Source organism: Sorangium sp. So ce362 (assembly GCF_051519845.1).
Taxonomy (GTDB): domain Bacteria; phylum Myxococcota_A; class Polyangia; order Polyangiales; family Polyangiaceae; genus Sorangium.
Genome location: NZ_CP150332.1, coordinates 1323742 through 1344901 on the forward strand (window position 1 = coordinate 1323742; position 21160 = coordinate 1344901).

Annotated in this window: 15 protein-coding genes; 7 read left to right on the forward strand and 8 right to left on the reverse strand. The window is 69.5% G+C overall.

What is annotated here, in order from left to right; all coding sequences use genetic code 11:
* Positions 1-3: 3 nt before the first annotated feature.
* Positions 4-1482 carry a PQQ-dependent sugar dehydrogenase gene (locus tag WMF17_RS05235; RefSeq protein ID WP_437648463.1) on the reverse strand — a complete coding sequence of 493 codons (1479 nt, stop codon included), beginning with the start codon at positions 1480-1482 and terminating at the stop codon, positions 4-6.
* Positions 1483-1689: 207 nt separating this feature from the next.
* Here WMF17_RS05235 and WMF17_RS05240 point away from each other — a divergent pair, with 207 nt between their 5' ends.
* Genes WMF17_RS05240 through WMF17_RS05250 form a run of 3 tightly spaced genes read left to right on the forward strand, consistent with a single transcriptional unit; the run spans position 1690 to position 4640 of the window.
* A complete protein-coding gene (locus WMF17_RS05240) occupies positions 1690-2346 on the forward strand; it encodes an EboA domain-containing protein (RefSeq protein WP_437648465.1) in 657 nt (218 codons plus the stop codon).
* 23 nt (positions 2347-2369) lie between these two features.
* Complete coding sequence (locus WMF17_RS05245; RefSeq protein ID WP_437648467.1) at positions 2370-3254, forward strand: TatD family hydrolase; 885 nt, start codon at positions 2370-2372, stop codon at positions 3252-3254.
* 12 nt (positions 3255-3266) lie between these two features.
* On the forward strand, positions 3267-4640 hold the full coding sequence (locus WMF17_RS05250) for an alkaline phosphatase family protein (protein WP_437648469.1): 1374 nt from the start codon (positions 3267-3269) through the stop codon (positions 4638-4640).
* 132 nt (positions 4641-4772) lie between these two features.
* Here WMF17_RS05250 and WMF17_RS05255 read toward each other — a convergent pair whose 3' ends face one another.
* The 4 genes from WMF17_RS05255 to WMF17_RS05270 all read right to left on the reverse strand — a co-directional run bounded on the left by WMF17_RS05255 (position 4773) and on the right by WMF17_RS05270 (position 10053).
* Positions 4773-6212, reverse strand: coding sequence for a hypothetical protein (locus WMF17_RS05255; protein ID WP_437648471.1), 1440 nt, complete (start codon positions 6210-6212; stop codon positions 4773-4775).
* Between the two features lie 282 nt (positions 6213-6494).
* Positions 6495-7376 carry a UbiA family prenyltransferase gene (locus WMF17_RS05260; protein WP_437648473.1) on the reverse strand — a complete coding sequence of 294 codons (882 nt, stop codon included), beginning with the start codon at positions 7374-7376 and terminating at the stop codon, positions 6495-6497.
* A 2-nt stretch (positions 7377-7378) separates the two neighbouring features.
* Positions 7379-8809 (reverse strand): metabolite traffic protein EboE, encoded by a 1431-nt coding sequence (gene eboE / locus WMF17_RS05265; RefSeq protein WP_437648475.1) that lies wholly within the window; start codon positions 8807-8809, stop codon positions 7379-7381.
* A complete protein-coding gene (locus WMF17_RS05270) occupies positions 8806-10053 on the reverse strand; it encodes a 3-dehydroquinate synthase (RefSeq protein ID WP_437648477.1) in 1248 nt (415 codons plus the stop codon). The genes eboE and WMF17_RS05270 overlap by 4 nt, the downstream gene beginning before the upstream one ends.
* Positions 10054-10308: 255 nt before the next feature.
* On the opposite strand from WMF17_RS05270, the gene WMF17_RS05275 reads away from it, so the two are divergent.
* From WMF17_RS05275 to WMF17_RS05290, 4 genes are all read left to right on the forward strand, one after another.
* A complete protein-coding gene (locus tag WMF17_RS05275) occupies positions 10309-10911 on the forward strand; it encodes a polysaccharide biosynthesis/export family protein (RefSeq protein WP_437494751.1) in 603 nt (200 codons plus the stop codon).
* Positions 10912-10913: 2 nt separating this feature from the next.
* Positions 10914-12395 (forward strand): oligosaccharide flippase family protein, encoded by a 1482-nt coding sequence (locus WMF17_RS05280; protein ID WP_437600841.1) that lies wholly within the window; start codon positions 10914-10916, stop codon positions 12393-12395.
* Between the two features lie 175 nt (positions 12396-12570).
* The gene (locus tag WMF17_RS05285) at positions 12571-13905 is read left to right on the forward strand and encodes a nucleotide sugar dehydrogenase (RefSeq protein WP_437600842.1); all 1335 of its coding nucleotides are present in this window, start codon (positions 12571-12573) and stop codon (positions 13903-13905) included.
* A 357-nt stretch (positions 13906-14262) separates the two neighbouring features.
* Positions 14263-15957, forward strand: coding sequence for a SpoIIE family protein phosphatase (locus tag WMF17_RS05290; protein WP_437600843.1), 1695 nt, complete (start codon positions 14263-14265; stop codon positions 15955-15957).
* Positions 15958-15969: 12 nt separating this feature from the next.
* Here the strand turns inward: WMF17_RS05290 and WMF17_RS05295 are convergent, their stop codons facing one another.
* The 3 genes from WMF17_RS05295 to WMF17_RS05305 form a co-directional block, all read right to left on the reverse strand.
* Positions 15970-17370 (reverse strand): hypothetical protein, encoded by a 1401-nt coding sequence (locus WMF17_RS05295; RefSeq protein WP_437648479.1) that lies wholly within the window; start codon positions 17368-17370, stop codon positions 15970-15972.
* A gap of 88 nt (positions 17371-17458) precedes the next feature.
* The gene (locus WMF17_RS05300; RefSeq protein WP_437648481.1) at positions 17459-19318 is read right to left on the reverse strand and encodes a CpsD/CapB family tyrosine-protein kinase; all 1860 of its coding nucleotides are present in this window, start codon (positions 19316-19318) and stop codon (positions 17459-17461) included.
* Positions 19311-20861, reverse strand: a complete 1551-nt coding sequence (locus WMF17_RS05305; protein ID WP_437648483.1) for a GumC family protein — start codon at positions 20859-20861, stop codon at positions 19311-19313. Before WMF17_RS05305 ends, WMF17_RS05300 begins: the two co-directional genes overlap by 8 nt.
* Positions 20862-21160: the final 299 nt, after the last annotated feature.

Below are 21160 nucleotides of genomic sequence, written 5' to 3' on the forward strand. Positions count from 1 at the left end.
GCCCTATTCCGGATCGATCCGGAAAATCGTGCCCCCATAGGAGACGATGTAGAGCTCGCCCGCGGCGTCCTCGCCGAAGGAGGCGAGGCCTTCGATGGTGCTCACGGAGTCGAGATCCTGGCTGAGCGAAGTGCCCAGCTGGGTCGGCATGGCGGGCGTGGCGACACCGTCCTTCCACGTGAACATCCACACCCTGTCCGAGGCAAAATCGCCGTACAGGTACTTCCCACGGAGTGCGGGGATCTTGCTGCCGCGGTAGACATAACCGCCTGTCACGGAGCCGTCGCCGTTGTCGTGATCGTATCGCTTGACGGGCGGCGTGATCGTCGACGAGTCGCATCCCGGCGATTGGCTTGCCTTCAGGCATGTCGCCCCCTCGGTGACGCTCCATCCGTAGTTCTTGTGACCCTGGCCGCGCGGCTCGATGTTGATCTCCTCGAACAGGCGCCCACCGACATCTCCGATGTAGAGATCGCCTCGGCAGCGGTCGAAGCTGAATCGCCACGGGTTGCGCAACCCGTAATCCCAGATGTCTGGATCTCCACCGGTGAGATTCCCGGCCGGCGCCGTCGGATGATTGTCGACGTCGATGCGCAGGATCTTGGCGAGCTTCACATCGATGTTCTGTCCATTGTTATTCGGATCCGGGTTGTCGCTCTGACCGCCGCCGTCGCCGACGCCTACGTAGAGCATGCCGTCAGGGCCGAACGCGAGCATGCCGCCGTTGTGATTGCCCATGACGCCGGATGTGATGCGAAAGAAACTGCGTTTGCTCTCGGGGACGGCGATGTCCGGGTTGCTCGGTGAGCGCGAGAATTCCATGAGAGTGAGGCCTGCCGGTGACTCAGCGCTCTGACGGCGTGCGTTGAAGTACACGAAGAAGCGCCCGTTTTCCGCGTAATCGGGATGAAACGCGAGGCCGAGTAGCCCCTTTTCGTCATCGTAGCTCGTGTCAACCGGCGTGACGAGCCCCGTGATGTCGAGGAACGATGCGTCCTGAAGCGCTCCGTTCTTCACGAGGCGAATCCTTCCGACCTGCTCGATAACGTAGAGTCGGCTCGCGTCGGCGGGCTCGCTGGTCACGTAGAGCGGCCGGTCGAAGCCGCTCACCACCTCGGTGAGCTTGAGCGGCGGCACGGTCCCGCCCGGCTCGTCGCACTCGATCGTCCCATGCCCGCCTGCGCCGGTTCCCGTCGCAGGGCCGGCTCCCGCCCCCGTCGTTCCACTCGTGGCCGGCCCGGCTCCGCTGCCAGTCGTGGGGGTGCCCGTGCCCGTGCCCGTGCCCGTGCTTGTGCCCGCGCTCGTGCCCGCGCCCGTGGTAGCGCCGCCGCCGGTGCCGGTTCCGCCAGGACCGGATCCTCCGCTGCCCCCTGATCCTGGTCCGGTCTCGTTGCTCCCGCAACCATTCAAGGTGAAGCTCAGACCGACGACGGCGGCTGCGATGGGCACGAAAGACAAAAGGAAACGCTTCTGGTCCATCATGGCTTAGGAGACTATCCGAAGCGCGCGCCCCTTGGTATAACTTTCCACCTCATGGCGCCCCGTCTGCGGCTTCCCACGCCGCCGGGACCGGTGAACGCGATCACAATGCAAGACCCTTCCCTACCGCTGCTCGAGATCCTGTCACGCCGGATTCCGCCTGCGGCCGGTTCCTGGCGAGAGCGCGTCGAACAGGTGACCGGGATTGGCGTGCGCCGTGGCGAGGTGCCTGACGCGGGGGCGAACGAGCTGTCCACCTGGTTCGATCGCGACCGCTTCCTGTCGACGTTCACTGCCGCCGCGCGGGTGCTCGGCAAGGCACCGCTCGAGCTCCACGCCGACGAGCGGGACGCCCTGGAAGCTGCGGGGGCCGCCAGGTCGGTGGATGGCTGGCGGCTGGACGAGCTCGGCCGAGTCACGATGCTAGCGCTTGTGTCGAGGCGCCTGCTCGCAACGGAGCTCGAACTGCTGCTCTCGACTGGCTACCAGCAGGGCGACAGCCGGGAGCGGCAGGCGCTCCTGCGGGCCCTGCCGCTCGTGACTGGAGCCGAGCGCTTCCTCCCGCTCGCGGTCGATGCGTGTCGCACGAACGAGCTGCCTGTCTTCGAGGCGATCGCCTGCGAGAACCGTTACCCAGCGGCGTATTTTCCGGAGCTCAATTTCAACCAGATGGTCCTCAAGGCCATGTTCATGGGCGTGTCGCTCGCGCGGATCGCCGGGCTGGAACAGCGCCGGTCGAGCGAGCTCGCCAGGATGGCGGACGATTTCGCGAATGAGCGGAGGGCGGCTGGCCGGAGCGCTCCGGCCGACATCGGCCTGCTCTCCCCGGAGCACGAGCACGAGCGCGCGACTCGGATCCCCGAGTGAAGCCGCGCGAGGCGGAGAGACAAGTGAAGCTATTCGATCCCCATATCCACATGACATCGCGGACGACCGACGACTACCAGGCGATGGCCGATGCCGGCATCGTCGCCGTCCTCGAGCCCGCGTTCTGGCTCGGTCAGCCGAGGGCGCACGTCGGCACGTTCGAGGACTATTTCGCGTCCCTGCTCGGCTGGGAGCGCTTCCGGGCCAGCCAGTTCGGCATCCGTCACCTCTGCACGCTCGCGCTCAACCCGAAGGAGGCCAACAACCCCCGCGTGGCGCAGGGCGTCATCGATCTCTTGCCGCGCTATCTCGACAAGGAGGGCGTGGTCGCGGTCGGCGAGATCGGGTTTGACGACATGACGCCCGAGGAAGAGAAGTACTTCGTCCAGCAGGTCGAGCTCGCGCGAGAGCACGATCTTCCCATCCTCGTGCACACGCCGCACCGCGACAAGAAGCGGGGAACCGAGCGGACGCTCGCCCTGGTGCGGGAGCTCAAGTTCCCCGAGGAGCGCGTGCTCATCGATCACAACAACGAGGAGACGCTGCCGCTCGTGCTCGCGACCGGCTGCTGGGCCGGTCACTCCATCTACCCGAACACGAAGATGGACGAAGACCGCATGGTCGCGCTGGTCAAGAAATACGGCGCGGAGCGGATCCTGATCAACAGCGCGGCGGACTGGGGCGTGAGCGATCCCTTGAAGGTGCCGAAGACGGCGGCGCGGATGCGCGAGAACGGGATCGCGGACGAGGTGATCGAGCGGATCGTCTGGAAGAACCCGCTCGCCTTCTTCGCCCAGAGCGGCCGGCTCGACCTCGCGGAGTTCGGCGAGGCGCCTGCGGTGGACCAGCGCGTCCTGTTCGAGGGAAACTCGGTCTTGCGCGGGCAGGCGCCCATCGTGCAGGGCTGACCGAGCACACCCATGCACCGCACCGTCGTCCTCAACGTCGTCGGGCTGACCGGCGAGCTCCTCGGCGACGCCACGCCGAACCTGCAGCGGCTCGCGCAAGAAGGCGTGATGCGCCCTCTGGAGACCGTGCTGCCTGCCGTCACCTGCACGGTCCAGTCGACCTTCACGACAGGTCTCCTCCCGAGCGGGCACGGCTGCGTCGCGAACGGCTGGTACTTTCGCGACATTGCCGAGGTGAACCTGTGGCGCCAGGCGAACCAGCTCGTGACGGGGGAGAAGATCTGGGAGGCTGCGCGCCGCCGGGATCCGACGTTCACCTGCGCCAAGCTGTTCTGGTGGTACAATATGTACAGCTCGGCGGATTACGCGGTGACGCCGAGGCCGATCTACTTGGCGGACGGGCTCAAGCTGCCGGACATCTACACCGATCCGGCGTCATTGCGCGATGAGCTCGTCTTCCGGCTGGGTGAATTCCCGCTCTTCAATTTCTGGGGTCCGAACGCGGACATCCGATCGACGGAGTGGATCGCGCGGTGCGCGCGCCACGTCTACGACACGCGACGTCCAACGTTGACGTTGGTCTACCTTCCGCACCTCGACTACAACCTGCAGCGGCTGGGGCCGGATCATCCCGCGATCAAGGAGGACCTCCGCGCCGTGGACGCCGTCTGCGGCGAGCTGATCGACCACGTGCGCAAGGACGGAGCGCGGGTGATCGTCCTGTCCGAATACGGTATCACGCGGGTGTCCGGGGTGGTGCACATCAACCGGACGCTGCGGGAGCAGGGGCTGCTGCGCGTCCGGGTCGAGCGTGGGCTCGAGAAGCTCGACGCCGGCGCGTCCGAGGCGTTCGCCGTGGCGGACCATCAGGTGGCGCATGTCTACGTGCGTCGTCCCGAGCGCGTTCAAGAGGTGAAGTCTCTCCTCGAGATGCTGCCTGGCGTGGACTTCGTCCTCGATGTGGAAGGCAAGCGTTCTGCGGGGTTGGATCACCCTAGGTCGGGCGAGCTGATCGCTGTCTCCCGCGAGGATCGATGGTTCAGTTACTACTACTGGCTTGACGACGAAAAGGCGCCGGAGTTTGCCAGGACCGTCGACATTCATCGTAAGCCAGGTTACGATCCTGTGGAGCTGTTTGCCGATCCCAACCTGCGCGTCCTGCCAGCCAGCGTCGCCTGGAGGCTGCTCAAGAAAAAGCTCGGGTTTCGCTACCTGATGGACGTGATCCCGCTTGACGCGGGGCTGGTCAATGGCTCGCATGGGCGTTTGACCGAGCGCCCGGAGCGGGGGCCGCTCGCGATATCCACCTGCGACTCGCTGCTGACAGACGAGCGTGTTCTCGCTGTTGATGTCGGCGAGATCGTGCTGCGTCACATCTTCGATTGATATTGGGACCAGGCTCTGCCTGACGAGCTGCTGCGCGGCCCGAACCGTCGGTCACGCACACGCGTGATACGGAATCGTTCCTCGCTGGCTCTCCCCGGGGTCGGGCCGCTCGCGACCTTCGTCAGGCAGAGCCTAGATCCCAAGTCTTGCGATGAAAATGGCGTCGGCTTCTGCCTCCAGCGTGCCCGTTTCAAAATCAATCTGGCGGTAGTACAGTCCTGTGATGATGACCTCGTCGCTTGGATCTGTCGTGGAAGCGACTCCGAATGAAGCCCCGCCGGACATGATGGATTTCTTCCACAGTGTTTTCCCTGTCGCGTCCAGCTTGAGCACCCACGGGGACGGGAGCTCGAAGTGATCAATGGTGTTGTTGTCCACCCTCAGCTCTTTCGAGAATTCACCGACGAGGATAAGATTGTTCATCGCGTCGGTGCTGATGTCGCCGATGGCATTGTGGCCGCGGCCTTCGAAGTCACGGCTCCACACGTGCTCTCCGGATGTGTCGAACTGTGCAACGAAGATCGCCGTGTAGCCTTCTGGTGACGCCAGGGGTGCGGCGCCTCCGAAATTGATGCTTTCGTCATAGTTACCCGTGGCAGAGATGTTGCCGCGCGCATCGACGTCCAGAGCAGAGGGATAGCCGCCGTCGAAGTCACGGCTCCACGTCGGTGTGCCATCTCTGTCAAGCTTCACCAGGAACATCCCGGAACCGCCGAGCGCCGGTCGGTCGCCGAAGCTGATCGAGTCGCGGTGCTCGCCAGTGATGATGATGTTGTCGCTTCGATCCACGACCGCGTCGATCAACGCATCATAACCGGAGCTGCCGAACTTCCGCGCCCATCCGCCTTGCTCGGTGCTCGAGGATCCAGTCTTCCCGTCGAGCTTCGCGATGTACATATCCAGCGTATTCGCTGGAGTCGAGGTCAGGATCGTGTCGTCGAACTCGATGTCCCCCCTGAACGTTCCTGCGATGATGATGTCCCCGTGCTGTGTGCTGTCGACCTTCGGGCGGACAGTTCTGACAAACCGGTCGAATTTGCGTTCGCTTATGGGGTTCGCCGAGAAGCTTCGACTCCAGATGTGTTCTCCGCTATTGGTGAGCTTCGCGACAAACAGGCCTGGGCCGACGTCTTGATCGCCGAATTTGATGGTGCCGCTGCTCACGCCGGTCAAGATGATGTTGCCCGATGCGTCCACGCTGACAGACGTCGCCTCCTGGGCCGCGGAGTCTCCGAATTTGTGGCTCCAGAGGTGACTTCCGGTTCTGTCGAAGGCGACGATGAAGATGTCGGATTCTCCGGCGCTTGTCAGCGGCTTGGGTCCAAATTGTATAGACTCCGAGAAGCTGCCTACCGCGATGGTGTTTCCATCCTTGTCGGCTGCCACCGCGTGGGCCACCGCGTCCTTGCCGAATGTTTGCGCCCACAAGGTGCAGTCAAATGTGTCGCAGTTTTCGTCCTCGTCGGACGCGCAGCGCTCTTGGTCGGGTACACGCTCGCCCTCGCACGCGCCCCAGCTGTTTTGGCTGCTGTCGCACCTGCGTGTCCCAGCTCGGCACATCCCGACATTCACGGTCCCTTGTGGGCCGCTGTAACATCGCTCTATTTCATTCAGGTTGCAAACGCTCGCGCCACCGCTTCCGCCTGAGCTCTGGTTCCCTGGTGCAGGCGCGTCCTCAAAGTCGTCGAGCCCGAGGACGAGCGCGCATCCGGACCCGGCCAGGATGAACGTGAGGAGGCTAGCCGGTAGGGTGCGAGCGCTGCGTAACGTCATGAATCGCGTCTCCGGTGGCTCAAGATGTCGTCTTCCAGTCTTGGCGAGTATATCCGCTCAGGCGCCGGCCAGGCGCCCGCCTCACGTCCCCCGCACCACCCGCTGCATCGCGAGCGTCAGCGGAAATCCCATCAGCGCCAGCGCCGCCGCGCCGCCGGCTCCAGGCGCGCCGCTCTTCGCGATGAGCACCGCGTCGAGCAGCGATATGCCGGCGATGAGCGTCACCACGGCGCGCGGGATCCGGTCTTTCCGCGTCCCGCGCAGCAGCCTCACGGCGTGGATCACGCAGCCCGCGAGCGCGCCGTACGCGATCGTCCCCATCAATCCCGTGAGCGGCGCCCCGATCGTGTAGAGGAACGGCACCGCCATGAAGCCGAGCGCCCACAGGCTGCGCACGGCCAGCAGATTCTCCTGCTTCGCGATCGCCGTCAGCCCGATCAGATAGAAGAGCAGCGCCACCCCTCCTCCGATCATTGCGCTCCCGAGCTGCCCCCCCGCCGCGAGCGCCGCCGTCGCATAGACCAGCACGCGGCATAGCCCCATGAGCGCCGGGCTCAGCGGATTCCCCTTGTGCCAGGCGTCGTACAGCACGATCGCCCCCGCGAGGAGCGCGCTCGCCACGATCGGCGCCGCGCCCCGGCCCTCCAGGTACGCGTGGCCCCCCACGAGCAGCACCCCCGCGCCGAGCAGGCCGTACCCCACCGCGAACACCTCGCGGGCGCTCACCAGCCCGGACGGGATCGGCCGCTCCGGGCGCTCACGCGCGTCGATCTCGCGGTCGAACGCGTCGTTCAGGAACATGCCGCCCACGTACATCAGCGACACGGCAAGCCCCACCAGCGCCACCTCGGGCGCCCGCAAGCCGGACCCCGCCAGCGCCATGCCGCACAGCACGTTCGTCCAGACCGTGGGCAGGTTCGAGACGCGGCCTAGCCGCAGATACACCCGCGCGCGTGAGCTCATGGTCAGACTCCCTCTCCGCCAGCTGCGCCGAGGACGCCGCCTCGAGCGTCGCCTCCGCTGCCCGCGCCGGCTCCGGCGCCGCCGCTCCCTTCCACCACCATCCGTTCCTCCACCCAGCGGAGCTCCCTCGCCACCGCCTCGACCAGGCCGCCGCGCCGCTGATCCTCCGGCAGGACATCCCAGGTGTAGGTCTCCACCTCGAGGTGCTGCGTCGCGGGCAACTCTCGCAGGTGCGATAGAAGCGTCGCAAGCTCCGGCTGCGTCGTCGCGAGCGCGCCCTCGATCCGCTGGAAGATCGGCATGTGGAAGTGGATACGCCACTCCTCCGGCCACTCCTCCGGCGACGCCGCCCCCGCGCCCTCGAGCGCCGACAGCGCCTCGGGCAGATCCAGGTAGCGAACGAGCTCACCCGCGCCCGCCCGCCGCTCGACCACCTGGTGCAGGTAGACGATGTCCGCCGCATACGCGCGCAGCCTCGCCATCGTCGCCGGATCGCGCTCCGCCACGCGCGCGCGCAGCCCGGCGCTGATCTGCACCTTGTGCACGCCGACGCCCGCCGCGCGGAGCGCCGCGAGCGACGCCGGCGCGTCCTCGAACTCCACCGCCATGTGGCACGCATCGAAGCAGAGGCCGAGGTGCGTGTGGAGCGCCTCCTCCGCGTCCGGCAGGCTCATCCCGGCCAGCACCGAGAGCTCCCGCGCGCGCTCCCGCGCGAACACGTGATCGGTGAAGAAGGCGATCGCCTCGGGCGTCGTCTCGAGGAAGCAGCACGGCTCCGGCTCGAGCGCCAGCGCGACGCGCTTGCCCGTGCGGCGGCGGAGCTCGACGAGGTGCGCCGCGTGCCTGACCAGCCGCCGCGCCATCGCCTCCGCGTCCTCCCGCCCGCGCACCCGCGGCCTGAACGCGCCGGGCACGGTGCTGACGCTCCCCATCAGGCCCTCCTCGGCCGGCAGCAGCGCGGCGAGGAGCGTCGCGAGGAGATCGCTGTACGCGAGGCGCTCGTCAGCCAGCCAGTCCGGCAGGTACACGCGCTCCTTCACCGGCGCGCCGTGGAACCGGCCGTAGGGGAAGCCGTTCAGCGTGAACACGTACAGGCCATTTCGTTCGAGAAAATCGCGGAACGCCTCGAGCTCCGCGGGCGCCGCGAGCTCCGCCGCCGCCCTCGCCGAGAGCCGTAGCCCCACCCCGCAGCGGCGTCGCTCGCCGGGCCCGGCGCGCTCCACCCCGCCGCCTCCGCCGCCTCCGCCCGATCCGTCGCCTCCGTCCGGTCCGCCGCCGCCGCGCGGCTGCGCGCCCTCCCGCCCGCCGGCCGCGCGCGACCAGATCTCGATCAGGTGCGTCTCCAGGCTCTGCTTCACCTCCGCCCACGTCTCGCCCGGGTGGATGTTCGTGCAGTACGTCAGGTGCGGCGCTCCCGCGCACGCGAGCCTCATGATCGCGCCGCCCCGGCCGCCCCGGCCGCCCCGGCCGCCCCGGTTGCCACCAGCGCGCCCCGCCGCCCCGCGCGCTCGCGGAGCCGCGCGATCGCCGCGACGATGTGCCGCTCCTCCATCGCGTGCACCTCGCGCGCGCGCCCCACGTCCTCGAGCAACGTCACCGTGAGCTCTCCGCCGAGGTGCTCGCGGAACTCGTCCAGCCCGTCGAGCACGCAGAGCCGCTCGCCCCGCTCGCCCCGCTCGCCGCCCGGCCGCGTGAGCGCGAGCGCGTCGTCCCACAGCGCGAAGCCGAGCGCCTCGAGCGTCGAGAGCACCGCGGCCGACGTCGACTCGCTGCAGAGGCCGGCCAGCTCGGCGTAGAGGGTGTCGAGCGCGATCCCGATCGCGACCGCCTCGCCGTGCCGGAGCCGGTGCTTCGTGAGCGACTCGAGCTTGTGCGCGGCCCAGTGCCCGAAATCGAGCGGCCGCGCGCTCCCGAGCTCGAACGGATCGCCCGCGCTCGCGATGTGCTGGAGGTGGATCTCCGCCGAGCGACGCACCAGCTCCGCGAGCGGCGCGAGCGAGCCCGACGCGAGCGCGGGCGCATGCTCGGACAGCCACGAGAACAGCCTCGCGTCCCGGATCAGCGCGACCTTCACCGCCTCCGCCATCCCGGCCACCTTGTCGCGCAAGGGCAGCGTCTCCAGGAAGCGCGGGTCGAGGATCACCGCGAACGGCGGGGCGAACGTGCCGAGCAGGTTCTTCTTCCCGAACGCGTTGACGCCGTTCTTCACGCCGACGCCGGAGTCGGCCTGCGCGAGCACCGTGGTCGGGATGCGCACGACCCGCACGCCGCGGTGCACCGTCGCGGCCGCGTAGCCGGCCATGTCGAGCACCGCGCCCCCGCCGACGATCATCACGAACGACTGCCGATCCATCCCCAGCGCGTCGAGCCTCGCCTGCAGCGCCTCCGTCGCCGCGGCGTCGTTCTTCGCCGCCTCGCCGCCGGGCACAACGATCGGCTCGGCCGCGAGCGCGAGCCGATCCGCGTGCGCGTCCACGTACCGCGCGATGTCCTCCGCGAGCGACGGCCACGCCGCGGCGACGCCGCCGTCGATCACCGGCAGCACGCGGTGACGCCGGCGCGGCTCCTTCGACGCGACGGCGGACGCAAGGTCGCCGTTGCGCGGCGAAAAGACGCCGTTCGTGAGATAGACGGGGTACTCGAAGGGGACGGTGATCCGTTGGAGATGAAGCAGCATCAAAGCCGAGCTTTGAGAGCCGTCATCGGGCCGTCAAGTTGGTTCCTCGCCGAGGATCCCGCGTCCTGCCGCAGCATGAAAACTTCCCCTTGGCGGCGGACGGCCTTCCTGCAATGCTGGCGCCGCTCGTGAGCTGCGCGGCTGCGCGGCCGCGATCGCCTCGCAAGCGCAACCCCGTACTGCCTGACATCCTCCTCAATGCAGACGCCCATGGAAGGCACAGCCCGTCCCACGAAACGGTCCTTCATGAGAGGAGTGCTTTTGACAGCAGCGGCAGGCCTCGCCCTCGCCGCGCTCTCCGCTGGGTGTGCGCCCACGTACGTTTACAACCCGGCGAACTACGCGAAGGAGTACGACCCGCGCAAGCACGAGTACGTGATCGGGGTGGGGGACCAGCTCCGGGTCAACGTGTGGCGCATGGCCGACCTGTCGAGCGAAGCGCTGGTCAGGGCCGACGGCTTCATCACGATGCCGCTCATCGGCGACCTCTACGTGGCCGGCAGGACCCCGACCCAGGTGCGCGAGGAGATGAAGAAGCGGCTCACCGAGTTCGTGAAGGACGAGACGGCCGTGATCACCGTCGCCGTGACCGGCATCAACAGCTACCGGTTCGTGGTCAGCGGCAACGTCGCGCGCACCGGTATCTTCAACTCGAACTACTTCGTCTCCGTCTCCGAGGCGCTCGCGATGGCCGGCGGTCCAAACCAGTTCGCCTCGACCGATCAGATCCTGCTCATCCGCATGGATAGCCCGGGCAAGTTCCGGCACATCCCCATCAACTACGACGATATCGCCTCGCGCAAGCGGCCCGAGCAGGACCTCGTGCTCAAGTCCGGCGATACCATCTTCGTGCCCTGATCGTGGCCGGCTCCTCCGCGCTCGCTCGCAAGGCCGTCCTCGGCGCGGTCTGGACGATCGCGACAGGGCTCGGCTCACGCGTGATCGGCCTGATTGGCACCCTCGTGCTCACCCGGTTCATCGCGCCGGACGTGTACGGCGAGGTCTCGGCCGCCTCCGTCGTCATCATGACGGCGCATTTCGTGTCGAGCCTCGGGATCGGCCAGTACATCGCCTCGAGGCCCGAGCTCGACCGCCAGACCGTCTTCAACGCCACCATCTATTTCCATGTGGCGGGCCTGCTCGCCATCAGCGTCGTGTACCTCTTCCGGGAGCCGATCGCCGTGCACCTCGTCGGCGCGCCCGGGATGCTCGAGTTCATGCCCTGGCTCATCGTCGCGATGATCATCGATCGGCTCTGGTACATCCCCGATCGCCTGCTCATCCGCGAGATGCGGTTCCGCAGCGTCAGCCTCCGCAACGCGGCCGGCGAGCTCACCTACACGGCGGCGTCGGTCGTCCTCGCCATGCGCGGCTGGGGGGGGAATGCCATCGTGGTCGCGACGGTCCTGCGCGCCGTCGTGCGCGTGGTCACGACGGTCCCGGCGGTGAAGCTCGCCGAGTGGCTGACGCCGAGCCCGCTGTCGCGCGAGAAGGCGCGCGACCTGTTCGCCTTCGGCATCCCGCTCAACTTCGGGTCGCTGGCGAACTTCGGGGCCTCGAAATGGGACAACCTCGTCATGATCCGCCTCTTCGGCGAGCAGGTCGGCGGCCTCTACAACCTCGCGTGGAACCTCGCCGACATCCCGGCCTCCCAGGTCGGCGAGCGCATCGGCGACGTGCTCGTCCCGTCGTTCTCGAAGCTCGAGCCGGAGCAGCGCAAGGTCGCCCTCGTCCGCGCGCTCACGCTGCTCTCGCTCCTCATCTTCCCGCTCGCCATCGGCCTCGGCGCGGTCGCCCCGACGATCCTCAACGACACGTTCTTCAACGAGGCCTGGGAGCCGGCCGGCCCGCTCCTCGCCGTGCTGGCGGCGCTCGGCGTCACCCGTCCGATCGGCTGGGTCATGTCCTCGTACATGCAGGTCTACGGCCGGACGCGGGCGATCATGGTCCTGGAGTGGCTCAAGGTGATCGCCATCATCAGCGGCATCGCGCTGCTCGGCTCGATCGGCGGCGTCCTCTGGGCGTGCGGCGGGGTCGGCGTCGCGTTCGGGGTCCACGCCCTGGGGAGCCTCTGGGTGGTGAAGCGCGCCGACGGCGTGCCGTACATGCGGCTCCTGCGCCCGCTGGTCCGCCCGCTCGCCGCGTGCCTGCCCATGGTCGCTGCCGTGCTCGCCGTCCGCTACGGCATGCGCTCGCTCGGCGAGCTGCCCCGCGGCTCCCGCCTTGGCGCCGAGGTGCTCGCGGGCGGGCTGGTCTTCGCCGGTTCCGCGCTGATCATCGCGCGGCAGGCGTCGCGCGACTTCCTCCAGCTCGCCCGCGAAGCGGTACGCCGCCGTCGCTGAGACGTCGCCCACGGCGCCGGCAGACCCTCACGAGGAGGCCCTTTCCCGGCGCTGGTGGGGACCCTTTCGACACTCGAGCGAAAATTGGGGGCCTGTGGTAGCGTCGGGCCCCTCTCTTCGAACATGGGTCGGGATCCGCGTGGCGGCTCCCCTCCACCACTGGAGATAAACGGAAATGGCAGAGACGCATCCCGCTGCGGTCGAGAGCCTCCTGGCCAAGATCACCTCGCACGAAGCCCAGGTGGGCATCATCGGCATGGGCTATGTCGGCCTGCCGCTGGCGCTCACGTTCATCGAGAAAGGCTTCCGCGTGCTGGGGTTCGACGTCGACCCGGCGAAGGTCACCGCGCTCGGCGAGGGGAAGAGCTACATCAAGCACCTTGACCCCTCGCGCGTGGCGGCGGCCTCCAAGACGGGTCGATTCGAGGCGACGGCGGATTTCGGGCGGCTCGGCGAGCCTGACGCCATCCTCATCTGCGTCCCCACCCCGCTGACCGCCCAGCGGGAGCCCGACATGAGCTACGTCGTCGGCTCGGCCCAGAAGATCAAGGAGCGGCTGCGGAAGGGGCAGCTCGTCGTCCTCGAATCCACCACGTACCCCGGCACGACCGATGAGCTCGTCCAGGGCATCCTCGAGCAATCAGGCCTGCGCATGGGCGAGGATTTCTATCTCGCCTTCTCGCCCGAGCGCGAGGACCCGGGCAACCGCGATCACAGCACAGCGACCATCCCGAAGGTCGTCGGCGGCGTCGATCGCGCGTCGCTGGTCCTCTCGCAGGCGCTCTATTCCCAGGCGATCGCCCGCGTCGTGGCCGTCTCGTCGGCGCGCGCGGCCGAGGCGGCGAAGCTGACCGAGAACATCTTCCGGGCGATCAACATCGCCCTCGTGAACGAGCTCAAGGTCGTCTACGACGCCATGGGCATCGACGTCTGGGAGGTGCTCGACGCCGCCGCGACAAAGCCGTTCGGCTTCATGCGGTTCAACCCGGGCCCGGGCTGGGGCGGCCACTGCATCCCGCTCGACCCGTTCTACCTCGCCTGGAAGGCGCGCGAGTTCGGCGTGTCCACGAAGTTCATCGAGCTCGCGGGCGAGGTGAACGTCGAGATGCCGCACTACGTCGTCGAGAAGCTCCAGCTCGGGCTCAACGACCGCGGCAAGGCCATGAAGGGCACGAAGGTCCTGCTCCTCGGCGTCGCCTACAAGAAGGACATCGACGATCCGCGCGAGAGCCCCGCGTTCGAGATCATCGAGCTCCTGCGCCGGCTCGGCGCCGTGCTCAGCTACCACGACCCGCACGTGCCCAAGCTGCCCCGCATGCGCACCTGGCCGCACCTGCCGGAGCTCGCGTCGCTCCCGCTCAACGAGGACACCCTCAAGAGCCACGACGCGGTCCTCCTCGTCACCGATCACTCCGTGGTCGATTACGACCTGGTGCTCAAGCACGCCGCCGTGATCGTCGACACCCGCGGCGTCTACCGCGCGGCGCACCCCAAGGTGATCAAGGCCTAGCGGAGGGCGCCTCGAGCGGTACGCCCGCGCTCCGCCTCGCCTTGCCCGTGCGAGCGCGCTCGATCCGCGTCGCCTGCCCGCGCGCGCCGCGGCAGGCGCGGCGCGCTTGGTGACCGGGCACCCATCGGCGGCGTCATCGCCTCGTTCGTGGTCCCGCACCGCGATGGGTCGCTCGACGCCCGCGCTGTGGGCGGCGCGGGGATGCTCAGGGCGCAGGGAGACTCACGGCCTTACCGATGCGGATCTCGCCGCGCTCGCGAAATCGCGAGCATCCCCTTGATGTCAGGGCGCCGGTTCGGTACCCATCGAGGACGGTCCATGTCCACGCCGCCGCCCATGGTCGGGCCAGGTCGAACGATGTCGCCTGCAGATGACAGCCTGGGCCCTGCGCCATCGAGCTCGGATTGGAAGGGCCACCTGGAGATCCGGCTCGGCGATCTCCCGGCGACCCGGCGGCCGCTGACGGAGTCTCACATCGTCATCGGCAGGGCGCCGGGCGTGCAGCTCACGCTCGACCACTACACGGTCTCCCGGCGCCACGCGGAGCTCTTCTGCGATCCGTTCGGCCGGTGGTGGATCCGCGATCTCGGCAGCACCAACGGCACGCTCGTCAACGACGAGCGGGTCAACGAGAAGGTGCTGAAGCCAGGGGATCGCATCGGGATCGGCGACTACGTCCTCGAGTTCCAGCTCACGGCGCGCGCCCCCCGCGTGCCGATCGAGCCGGGCGGACTCCATTTCGAGGAGGACAAACCGACCGCGATCCGCAAGCTCGGCGAGCTCGACCCGCCGCGGATCGCGGCGAAGCACCTGTTCACCCTGATGGACCTGTCACGGCGGCTCCTCAGCATCGAGGACGCCACGGATCGGTTCGACGCGCTCTGCCAGCTGATGGTCCGGGAGGACTTCCACGGCAGCATGGCGCTCGCGCTGCGGCTCCGGCAGAACGGCGCGCTGACGATCCTGTCCGGGCCGCACCGCCCGTTCCAGTCGCTCCGGCGCGAGGACTCCGTCGCCCCGCCGTACATCTCGCGCCGCGTGCTCGCGGCCGTGCAGGACACGCGCGAGCCGGTGCTCGCCGGCAACCTGGTGAGCGACAGCGCCACGGTCGAGCTCACGATGTCGCGCGACGTCATGGCGCTCTGGGTCGTCGCCTGTCCGCTGCGCGTCGAGGAGCAGCTGATGAACCTGCTCTACGTGACCCTGCCGCCCGACTTCGGCAGCGTCGAGTGGCTCGGGCTCATCGCGCTCGCGTCGGAGGTCTATCAGCAGGCCGAGTCGGCGTGGGAGGCGCGGCGCCACGCGCAGGCGCACGCGGCGATCGAGCGCGAGCTCGAGATGGCGCACCAGATCCAGCGGACGTTCGTCCCGAAGCGCCTGGAGTTCAAGGCGCTGGACGTGGCGCTCGGCTTCGAGCCGTGCCGGTGGGTCGGCGGCGACTACGTGGACATCGTCCCGATGCCGGACGGCCGCCTGATGCTCGCGGTGGCGGACGTCTGCGGCAAGGGGCTCCAGGCCGCGCTCATCGGGTCGAGCGTGCACACGATGGTGCGGGCGACGGTCGACGCGGGCCGCGGCATCACGGGCATGATGGATCGGCTGAACGCCTATCTCTGCGAGTACCTGCCCGAGCAGTCGTTCGTGACGATGGTGGCCGTCGCGCTCGACCCGGCGACGGGGCGCATGGAATGCGTCAACGCAGGGCACCCGCCGGCGCTGGTGGCGACCGCGGAGGGCGGCCTGCGCCACCTCCAGGCGGCCGTCAACCCGGCGCTCGGGATCGGCCTTGTGCCCATGGAGGCGCACCAGAGCGTGCTCGCGCCGGGCGAGGTGCTCGCGATGTACACCGACGGGCTCACCGAGCTGCGCAACTCGTCCAAGCAGATGCTCGGCCTGCACGCGCTCGGCACCGGCTTCGCCAAGCTGTGCGCCACGAACGCCGGCCGCCCGGTCGCGTCGATCGCCGACAAGCTCACGCACATGCTCGAGGAGTTCCGCGGCGATCAGCTGCCCGAGGACGACAGGGCCTTCCTCCTCGCGCGGCGCACCTGAGCGCCCTCGCGCTCAGGGCGCGGCGTCGCCGGCGGACGACGGCTCCGCGCCCTCGGTCGGCTCGATCGGCGTCGGCTCCCGGCGCGGCGCGCCCGCGGGGCCGGCCGAGCCGAAGGGCTGGGTCATCGAGATGCGCGAGCCCGGCTCCATCCGCCGCGGGAACGCGCCCGACACGGACACGAGGAGCGTGTTCCGGACGATGCGCGTGTCGGGGAGCTCCGCCGTCCTCGCCGCGCTGCGCTGGTTCGTGTGCTGGTACCGGAGCGCGAGCGCGAAGTCGGGGATGACGATGGGAGGGCTCCAGAGCAGCGCGACGTCGGTGAGCACGGCGATCGTGGTCGGCCCCGTCTCGAGCTCCCCGGCCGCGTTCGCCTCGAGAGCTTGCGCGATCTGACCGCCGGCCGAGCCCTCGACGGACAGGTGCCAGGCAGGGCGGAGGGGCGCGGCGGCGCGGAGCGTCAGCTGATGCGAGAGCTGGATCTGCTGCAGGAAGACGTTGGGCGTGGCCGAGTAGGCGTACGCGAGCTCGGCCTCGCCCCGATCGTGCGTGTAGCGCAGCGCCGCGAGCCCCGCGGGCCGCACGAGCGAGTCGGCGCCGCCGGTCAGGTCCGTCGCGACGACCCCGCCGAGGTCGAGCTGGCTCGAGAAGCGGCGGCCGAGGTCGTGCTGCCAGCTCGCCACGAGCGTCGTCAGGAGCTGGTCGCGCGCCGTTGTCGTGTCCTCGGTCGTGGGATCGGTGTCAGTCACCGGGACGTTGTCGAAATGGGTGTAGCCGACCGAGAGCGCGAGGGCCGCGGTGTCGTGGCGGAAGATGCGCTGCGCGCTCAGCGTGTTCGCCGCGCTGTACGTGCGCTGCGGGCGAGCCTGGAGCGGGTTGTAGACGAGGAACGTCGCCGCCTGCCCGAGCGCCCAGACCGGCGAGGCCTGGAACGAGAAGCCCTCGTTGAACGACGCCTGCACGAAGTTCGTCGTCCCGCCCGCGGTGCCCTGGACCGTCGTGGTCCCCGGCGTCTGCTCCAGCTGGAAGGTGTTGAGCTGGCCCTGCGACCCGGCCGCGCCGAGCGTCAGCGACGTCCTCGGCGAGGTGACGAAGCGGCCGGACCACATGGCCATGTTCGAGTACGAGCTCGCCTCCGAGTGCAGGAAGAAGAAGCTCGTCGAGAACGTGTAGGACAGCGTCTGCGCGGTCCGCGGCGTCGTGTAGGTGAAGATCAGGCCGGGGCTCGCGGTCCCGAAGCCGTCTGCGTCGGGGCCGGGCCCGGCCGGAGGCTCCGCCGCCGAGCTCACGTTGTCGGTGATGCCGATCGACCCGGTGAAGACGCCCTGGAGATACGCCTCCTGCGCTCGGGCGTCGTCGTGGGTGAGGATCGCGCAACCGAAGGCCGCGACCGCAATACCTCGTCCGGAGCGCATGAGGGTCGCAAGGTAACCATGGAGCCGGCGCGCGGCTACGCCTCCCCGACCTTTCGGGCAGGGAAGTCGCCGGCCGTGCGCCGAGCGCTCAGGCGTCGAGCAGGACGACACCGAGGATGGGCGCCGGTCGGAGCTGGTCGATGGCCTGGCGGATCGCCTTGCGGGTCGACTTCTTGACCAGCGACGTCAGAAGGACGCCGTCCACCGAGTCGCCGATCACGTTCATGTCCATGCTGCCGAGCACGGGCGGTGTGTCGATGACGATGTATGAGTAGCCCGCGCGCTTGAGGCTCTCGATCGCGGTCGAGAACGCCACCGAGTCGAGGATCGGCGGCCGCTCGGTGCGCGGATCGACGGCCAGGATGTGGACGGGCGTCTGGACGGAGAGCCTCGGGTCGGGCGACCTGCCGCCCATCGGCGCCGCGCTCCGGTCCGACACGTCGATGCCGTCGTCGCCGGGCGCCACGGCGGGCGCCGGCGCCGCCTGGTCGACGACGACCCAGGGGGCGAACCGGTCGGAGGCGTGCCGCTGGAGCTGCTCCGTGAAACAGCTCGGGGGCTCGAACCGCAGCGCCTTCGCGATGCCGGGCTTGCGGATGTTCGCCTCGACGAGGAGGATCTTCCCGCGGACGGTCTCGCGGAGGGCGAGCGCGAGGTTGATGGCGCACGACGTCTTGCCCTCGCCCGGCCCGGCGCTCGTCACGGCGATCGTGGTCCCGGAGCCCGACGGCAGCTTGCGCCGGAGCGTCCGGTAGGCGTCGGCCTGAGGCGAGTACGGCGCGTGGATCATCACGATGTTCGCATCCACGGCGTCCGGCAGCGGCAGCGGGCGGACGGTGACCTCGCCCGGGCCGCCCAGGGACTCCGCCGGGAGCAGCCCGGCGCTCTCCGGCACGCCGGGCAGCGAGCGCATGTGCTCGATGTGCAGCGACGGCGGCTCCTCGAACGTCGGGTCCAGCGACTGCAGCTTCGCGTCCACGGCCTGCTGCGCCGGGGTCGACACCACGCGGTTGAACATGAGCGACGGCGGCGAGGAGAACGCGGCGGTGCCCGAGCGCTCGAGCGGCCTCTCGGGCGGCGGCTGCTGTTGCTGCTGCCGCGGCGGCGGCGGCACCTCGCGCACCGTCACCTCGTGCGCCGCGGGCGGCACCACGCGATCGAAGACGAGCGACGGCGGCGAGCGGAAGGTCGCGCTGAACGAGCGCTCCAGCGGCGGCGCCGCGCCCGCAGGAGGCCCCGCCGCGTTGCGGACGCCCACGTCGCGCGCCGGCGGCGCACCGACCCGCTCGTTCGGCCCCGGCAGCGCCGATGAGCTCGCCGCTCCCGGGCCGCTGGACACGAGCCCGGGGCTGCTCAGCGTGGCGCTCAGGTCCACGACGCGCGTCACCACCGGGCCCGCGAAGTGCCGCTCGGGGCCGGGCGGCAGCGCCGGCGCAGGCGCGCCGTGCATCGCCGGGTGGCCCTGGGGCGCGCCGCGCTGCTCCCCGGACAGCCCCGCCAGGAACATCGCCGCGGTCTGCGGCGGCCCCTTGATCGGCGGCTGCATGCCGGGATGGCCCCCCGCCATCGGCGCGGGGCCGATGCGCAGCCCCATCCCGTGCGGCGGCTGGTGCCCCATGTGCGGCAGGTCCTGGCGGATGGTCGGCGAGTCGAACGCGGCGTTCGGGTCCTCGTGGCTGGAGCTCGGGCGCTCCGCCGCGACCAGGTCCTCGGCGTCGTTCGCGAGGCGCAGGACGCGGGCGATCATCTCCTCGCGCACGTCCGGATCCGGCGCGATCGAGCGCCAGTTGCCGACCACGTTGCGGAGCCGGCGCGCCTCGATGACGAGCGCGCGGACCCGCGCGGTCTGCTCCGCGCGACTCAGGAAGTCGCAGACCTGATCGAGCGCCCGCTCCAAGGAAGCGACCGGCGGCGGCTTTCCCGGCTCAGCTCCGCCTGCTTCAGCCACGGCGCCCCCGGGACCCACGCGCGGCGGCCGGCACGACGACGAGCACCGGAGCGAGCGCCATTCGATCGATATCTTCCATGTCGTAAACCCGATCGTCGAGCACGATGCCACGCGCTGCTGCGGCGGCGATCCCGGCCGCGACGGACGCGAAGAGCCCCGCGACGGCGAGGATCAGCCGCGACGGGCTCGATGGAGCGCTCGGCCTGTACGCCGGGTCGAGCACCTCGATCTGCGCCGAGTAGCCGCCCTGCTCCGAGCTCGCCGCCATCTCCGCGCGGAACGACTTGCCCTCGAGATCGGCGAGCCGCTGCTGCGCCCGCGCCTTCTCGCGGCTGAGCCGCGACCAGTCGGTCTCGGTGTTGATGATCGCCTTCGCCGTCTCGCTCGCGTCGGCCGCGGTCCCGATCTTCGCGCCCCTGCGCGCCGCGATCTCCCGCTCGATCTTGGCGAGCTGGGCCCTGATCTTCGCCTTCTCGGCCTCGTCGGTCGCGGGGACCTCCATCACGGGCTCCGGCGGGGGCGGCACGAGGAGCGCCGCCTCGGCGCGCCGCAGCGCCGCCTCGGCGTTGTTCACGCGGGCGACCGCGGCCCGGACATCGGGGTGCTGCTCGGTGAAGCGCGACTGCTTGTCGCCCAGATCCCGCCGCGCGGTCGCGAGCTCTTGCTCCGCCTGCTCCTTCTGCCGGACGAGCGCGGGGGAGGGCAGCCCCGTGGCGCTCTGCGCCGCCTGCTCCGGCTTGCCGGTGAGCCGGCTGCGCAGGCGGGGCACCTGCCGCTCGAGGGCCTCCAGCGTCGGGTCGGTGGTGGTGGAGCGGCGCTCCCGCTCGCGGACGGCGGCGCCGGCCTGCGCGCCGCCCGCCGTGTTCTGCTCGGCGGCGAACTCGGGGTGCTCGGCCAGGAACGCCGCGAGCTCGGTCTCGGCCTTCTCGACGTCCTGCTCGGCGCGCTTCAGCTCGGCGTCGAGGAACTCGTTCGTCAGCTTCGCCTGCGACCTGCGCATGCGCGTCGTCTCCTCGACGAGGATGTCGGCGAGCCGCTGCGTCACCTCCTGCGCCTGCTCGCGCGTCTGCCCTTCGGCCGAGATCGCGAAGGTGTCGGTCGAGCGGGCCTTGAAGGTGATCTTGAGGCGGAGCCGGTCGACCGCGTCGACCATGCCCCGCTTCTCGAGGACCTCGGGGAAGAGGTTGAACTCGGTCACGACCTTCTCGAGGTTGGAGCGCGCGAGCAGCGTCTCCTTCAGCCGCGCGGAGAGGGTGCGGAGCGGGTCGGGCCCGTCCGGCCCGAGGTACGTCGCCTTCACGCCCTCCCGGTAGAAGATCACCGTCTCGGAGCGGTACGCGGGCTTCCTCGACTGCACGACGAGCACCGTGAACCCGATCCCCGCGAGCGCCACGAGCACCGCCACGTACCAGTGCGCAAGGGTCCGGTTGATCATCGCGCTGATGCTGGGCGGCTGCGGGCCCCCAGGTCGCGCCGTTGCATCGACGGGAAGCGCCCCGAGCGCCTCCTGGGGCGGGTTAGGCCCGGAGGTCTGCTGGTTCATCTTCTTTGTCCATATTCCGCGCTCCTCGAAGGTTGCGTTGCCCTTGCTCCGCCCGACCCGGAGAACGCGCACCCCAGTCCGGCAGACGGCTGCCTATCGTAGACGTGCGACGCCCGAGCGCCAGCTTGTTGCACGCGGCCTGTGCTCACCGCGTGCTAGCTCACGCCCGTCACGCCCCCGGCGCACGCAGGAAGCGGCGTGGCCACGGCCCCGGTCGCAGCGGCGCGCCGAGCGCTCCGAGCGCTCCGAGCGCTCCGAGCGCTCCCGTCGCGGCGCGCCGCCGCGGACGCTATCGCCGG

What these genes read in the sequence shown, in the direction of transcription:
- WMF17_RS05235 (WP_437648463.1), bottom strand. Translation starts at nt 1,482, where the DNA reads ATGATGGACCAGAAGCGTTTCCTTTTGTCTTTCGTGCCCATCGCAGCC.
- WMF17_RS05250 (WP_437648469.1), top strand. Translation starts at nt 3,267, where the DNA reads ATGCACCGCACCGTCGTCCTCAACGTCGTCGGGCTGACCGGCGAGCTC.
- WMF17_RS05260 (WP_437648473.1), bottom strand. Translation starts at nt 7,376, where the DNA reads ATGAGCTCACGCGCGCGGGTGTATCTGCGGCTAGGCCGCGTCTCGAAC.
- eboE (WP_437648475.1), bottom strand. Translation starts at nt 8,809, where the DNA reads ATGAGGCTCGCGTGCGCGGGAGCGCCGCACCTGACGTACTGCACGAAC.
- WMF17_RS05270 (WP_437648477.1), bottom strand. Translation starts at nt 10,053, where the DNA reads ATGCTGCTTCATCTCCAACGGATCACCGTCCCCTTCGAGTACCCCGTC.
- WMF17_RS05285 (WP_437600842.1), top strand. Translation starts at nt 12,571, where the DNA reads ATGGCAGAGACGCATCCCGCTGCGGTCGAGAGCCTCCTGGCCAAGATC.
- WMF17_RS05290 (WP_437600843.1), top strand. Translation starts at nt 14,263, where the DNA reads ATGTCGCCTGCAGATGACAGCCTGGGCCCTGCGCCATCGAGCTCGGAT.
- WMF17_RS05295 (WP_437648479.1), bottom strand. Translation starts at nt 17,370, where the DNA reads ATGCGCTCCGGACGAGGTATTGCGGTCGCGGCCTTCGGTTGCGCGATC.
- WMF17_RS05305 (WP_437648483.1), bottom strand. Translation starts at nt 20,861, where the DNA reads ATGAACCAGCAGACCTCCGGGCCTAACCCGCCCCAGGAGGCGCTCGGG.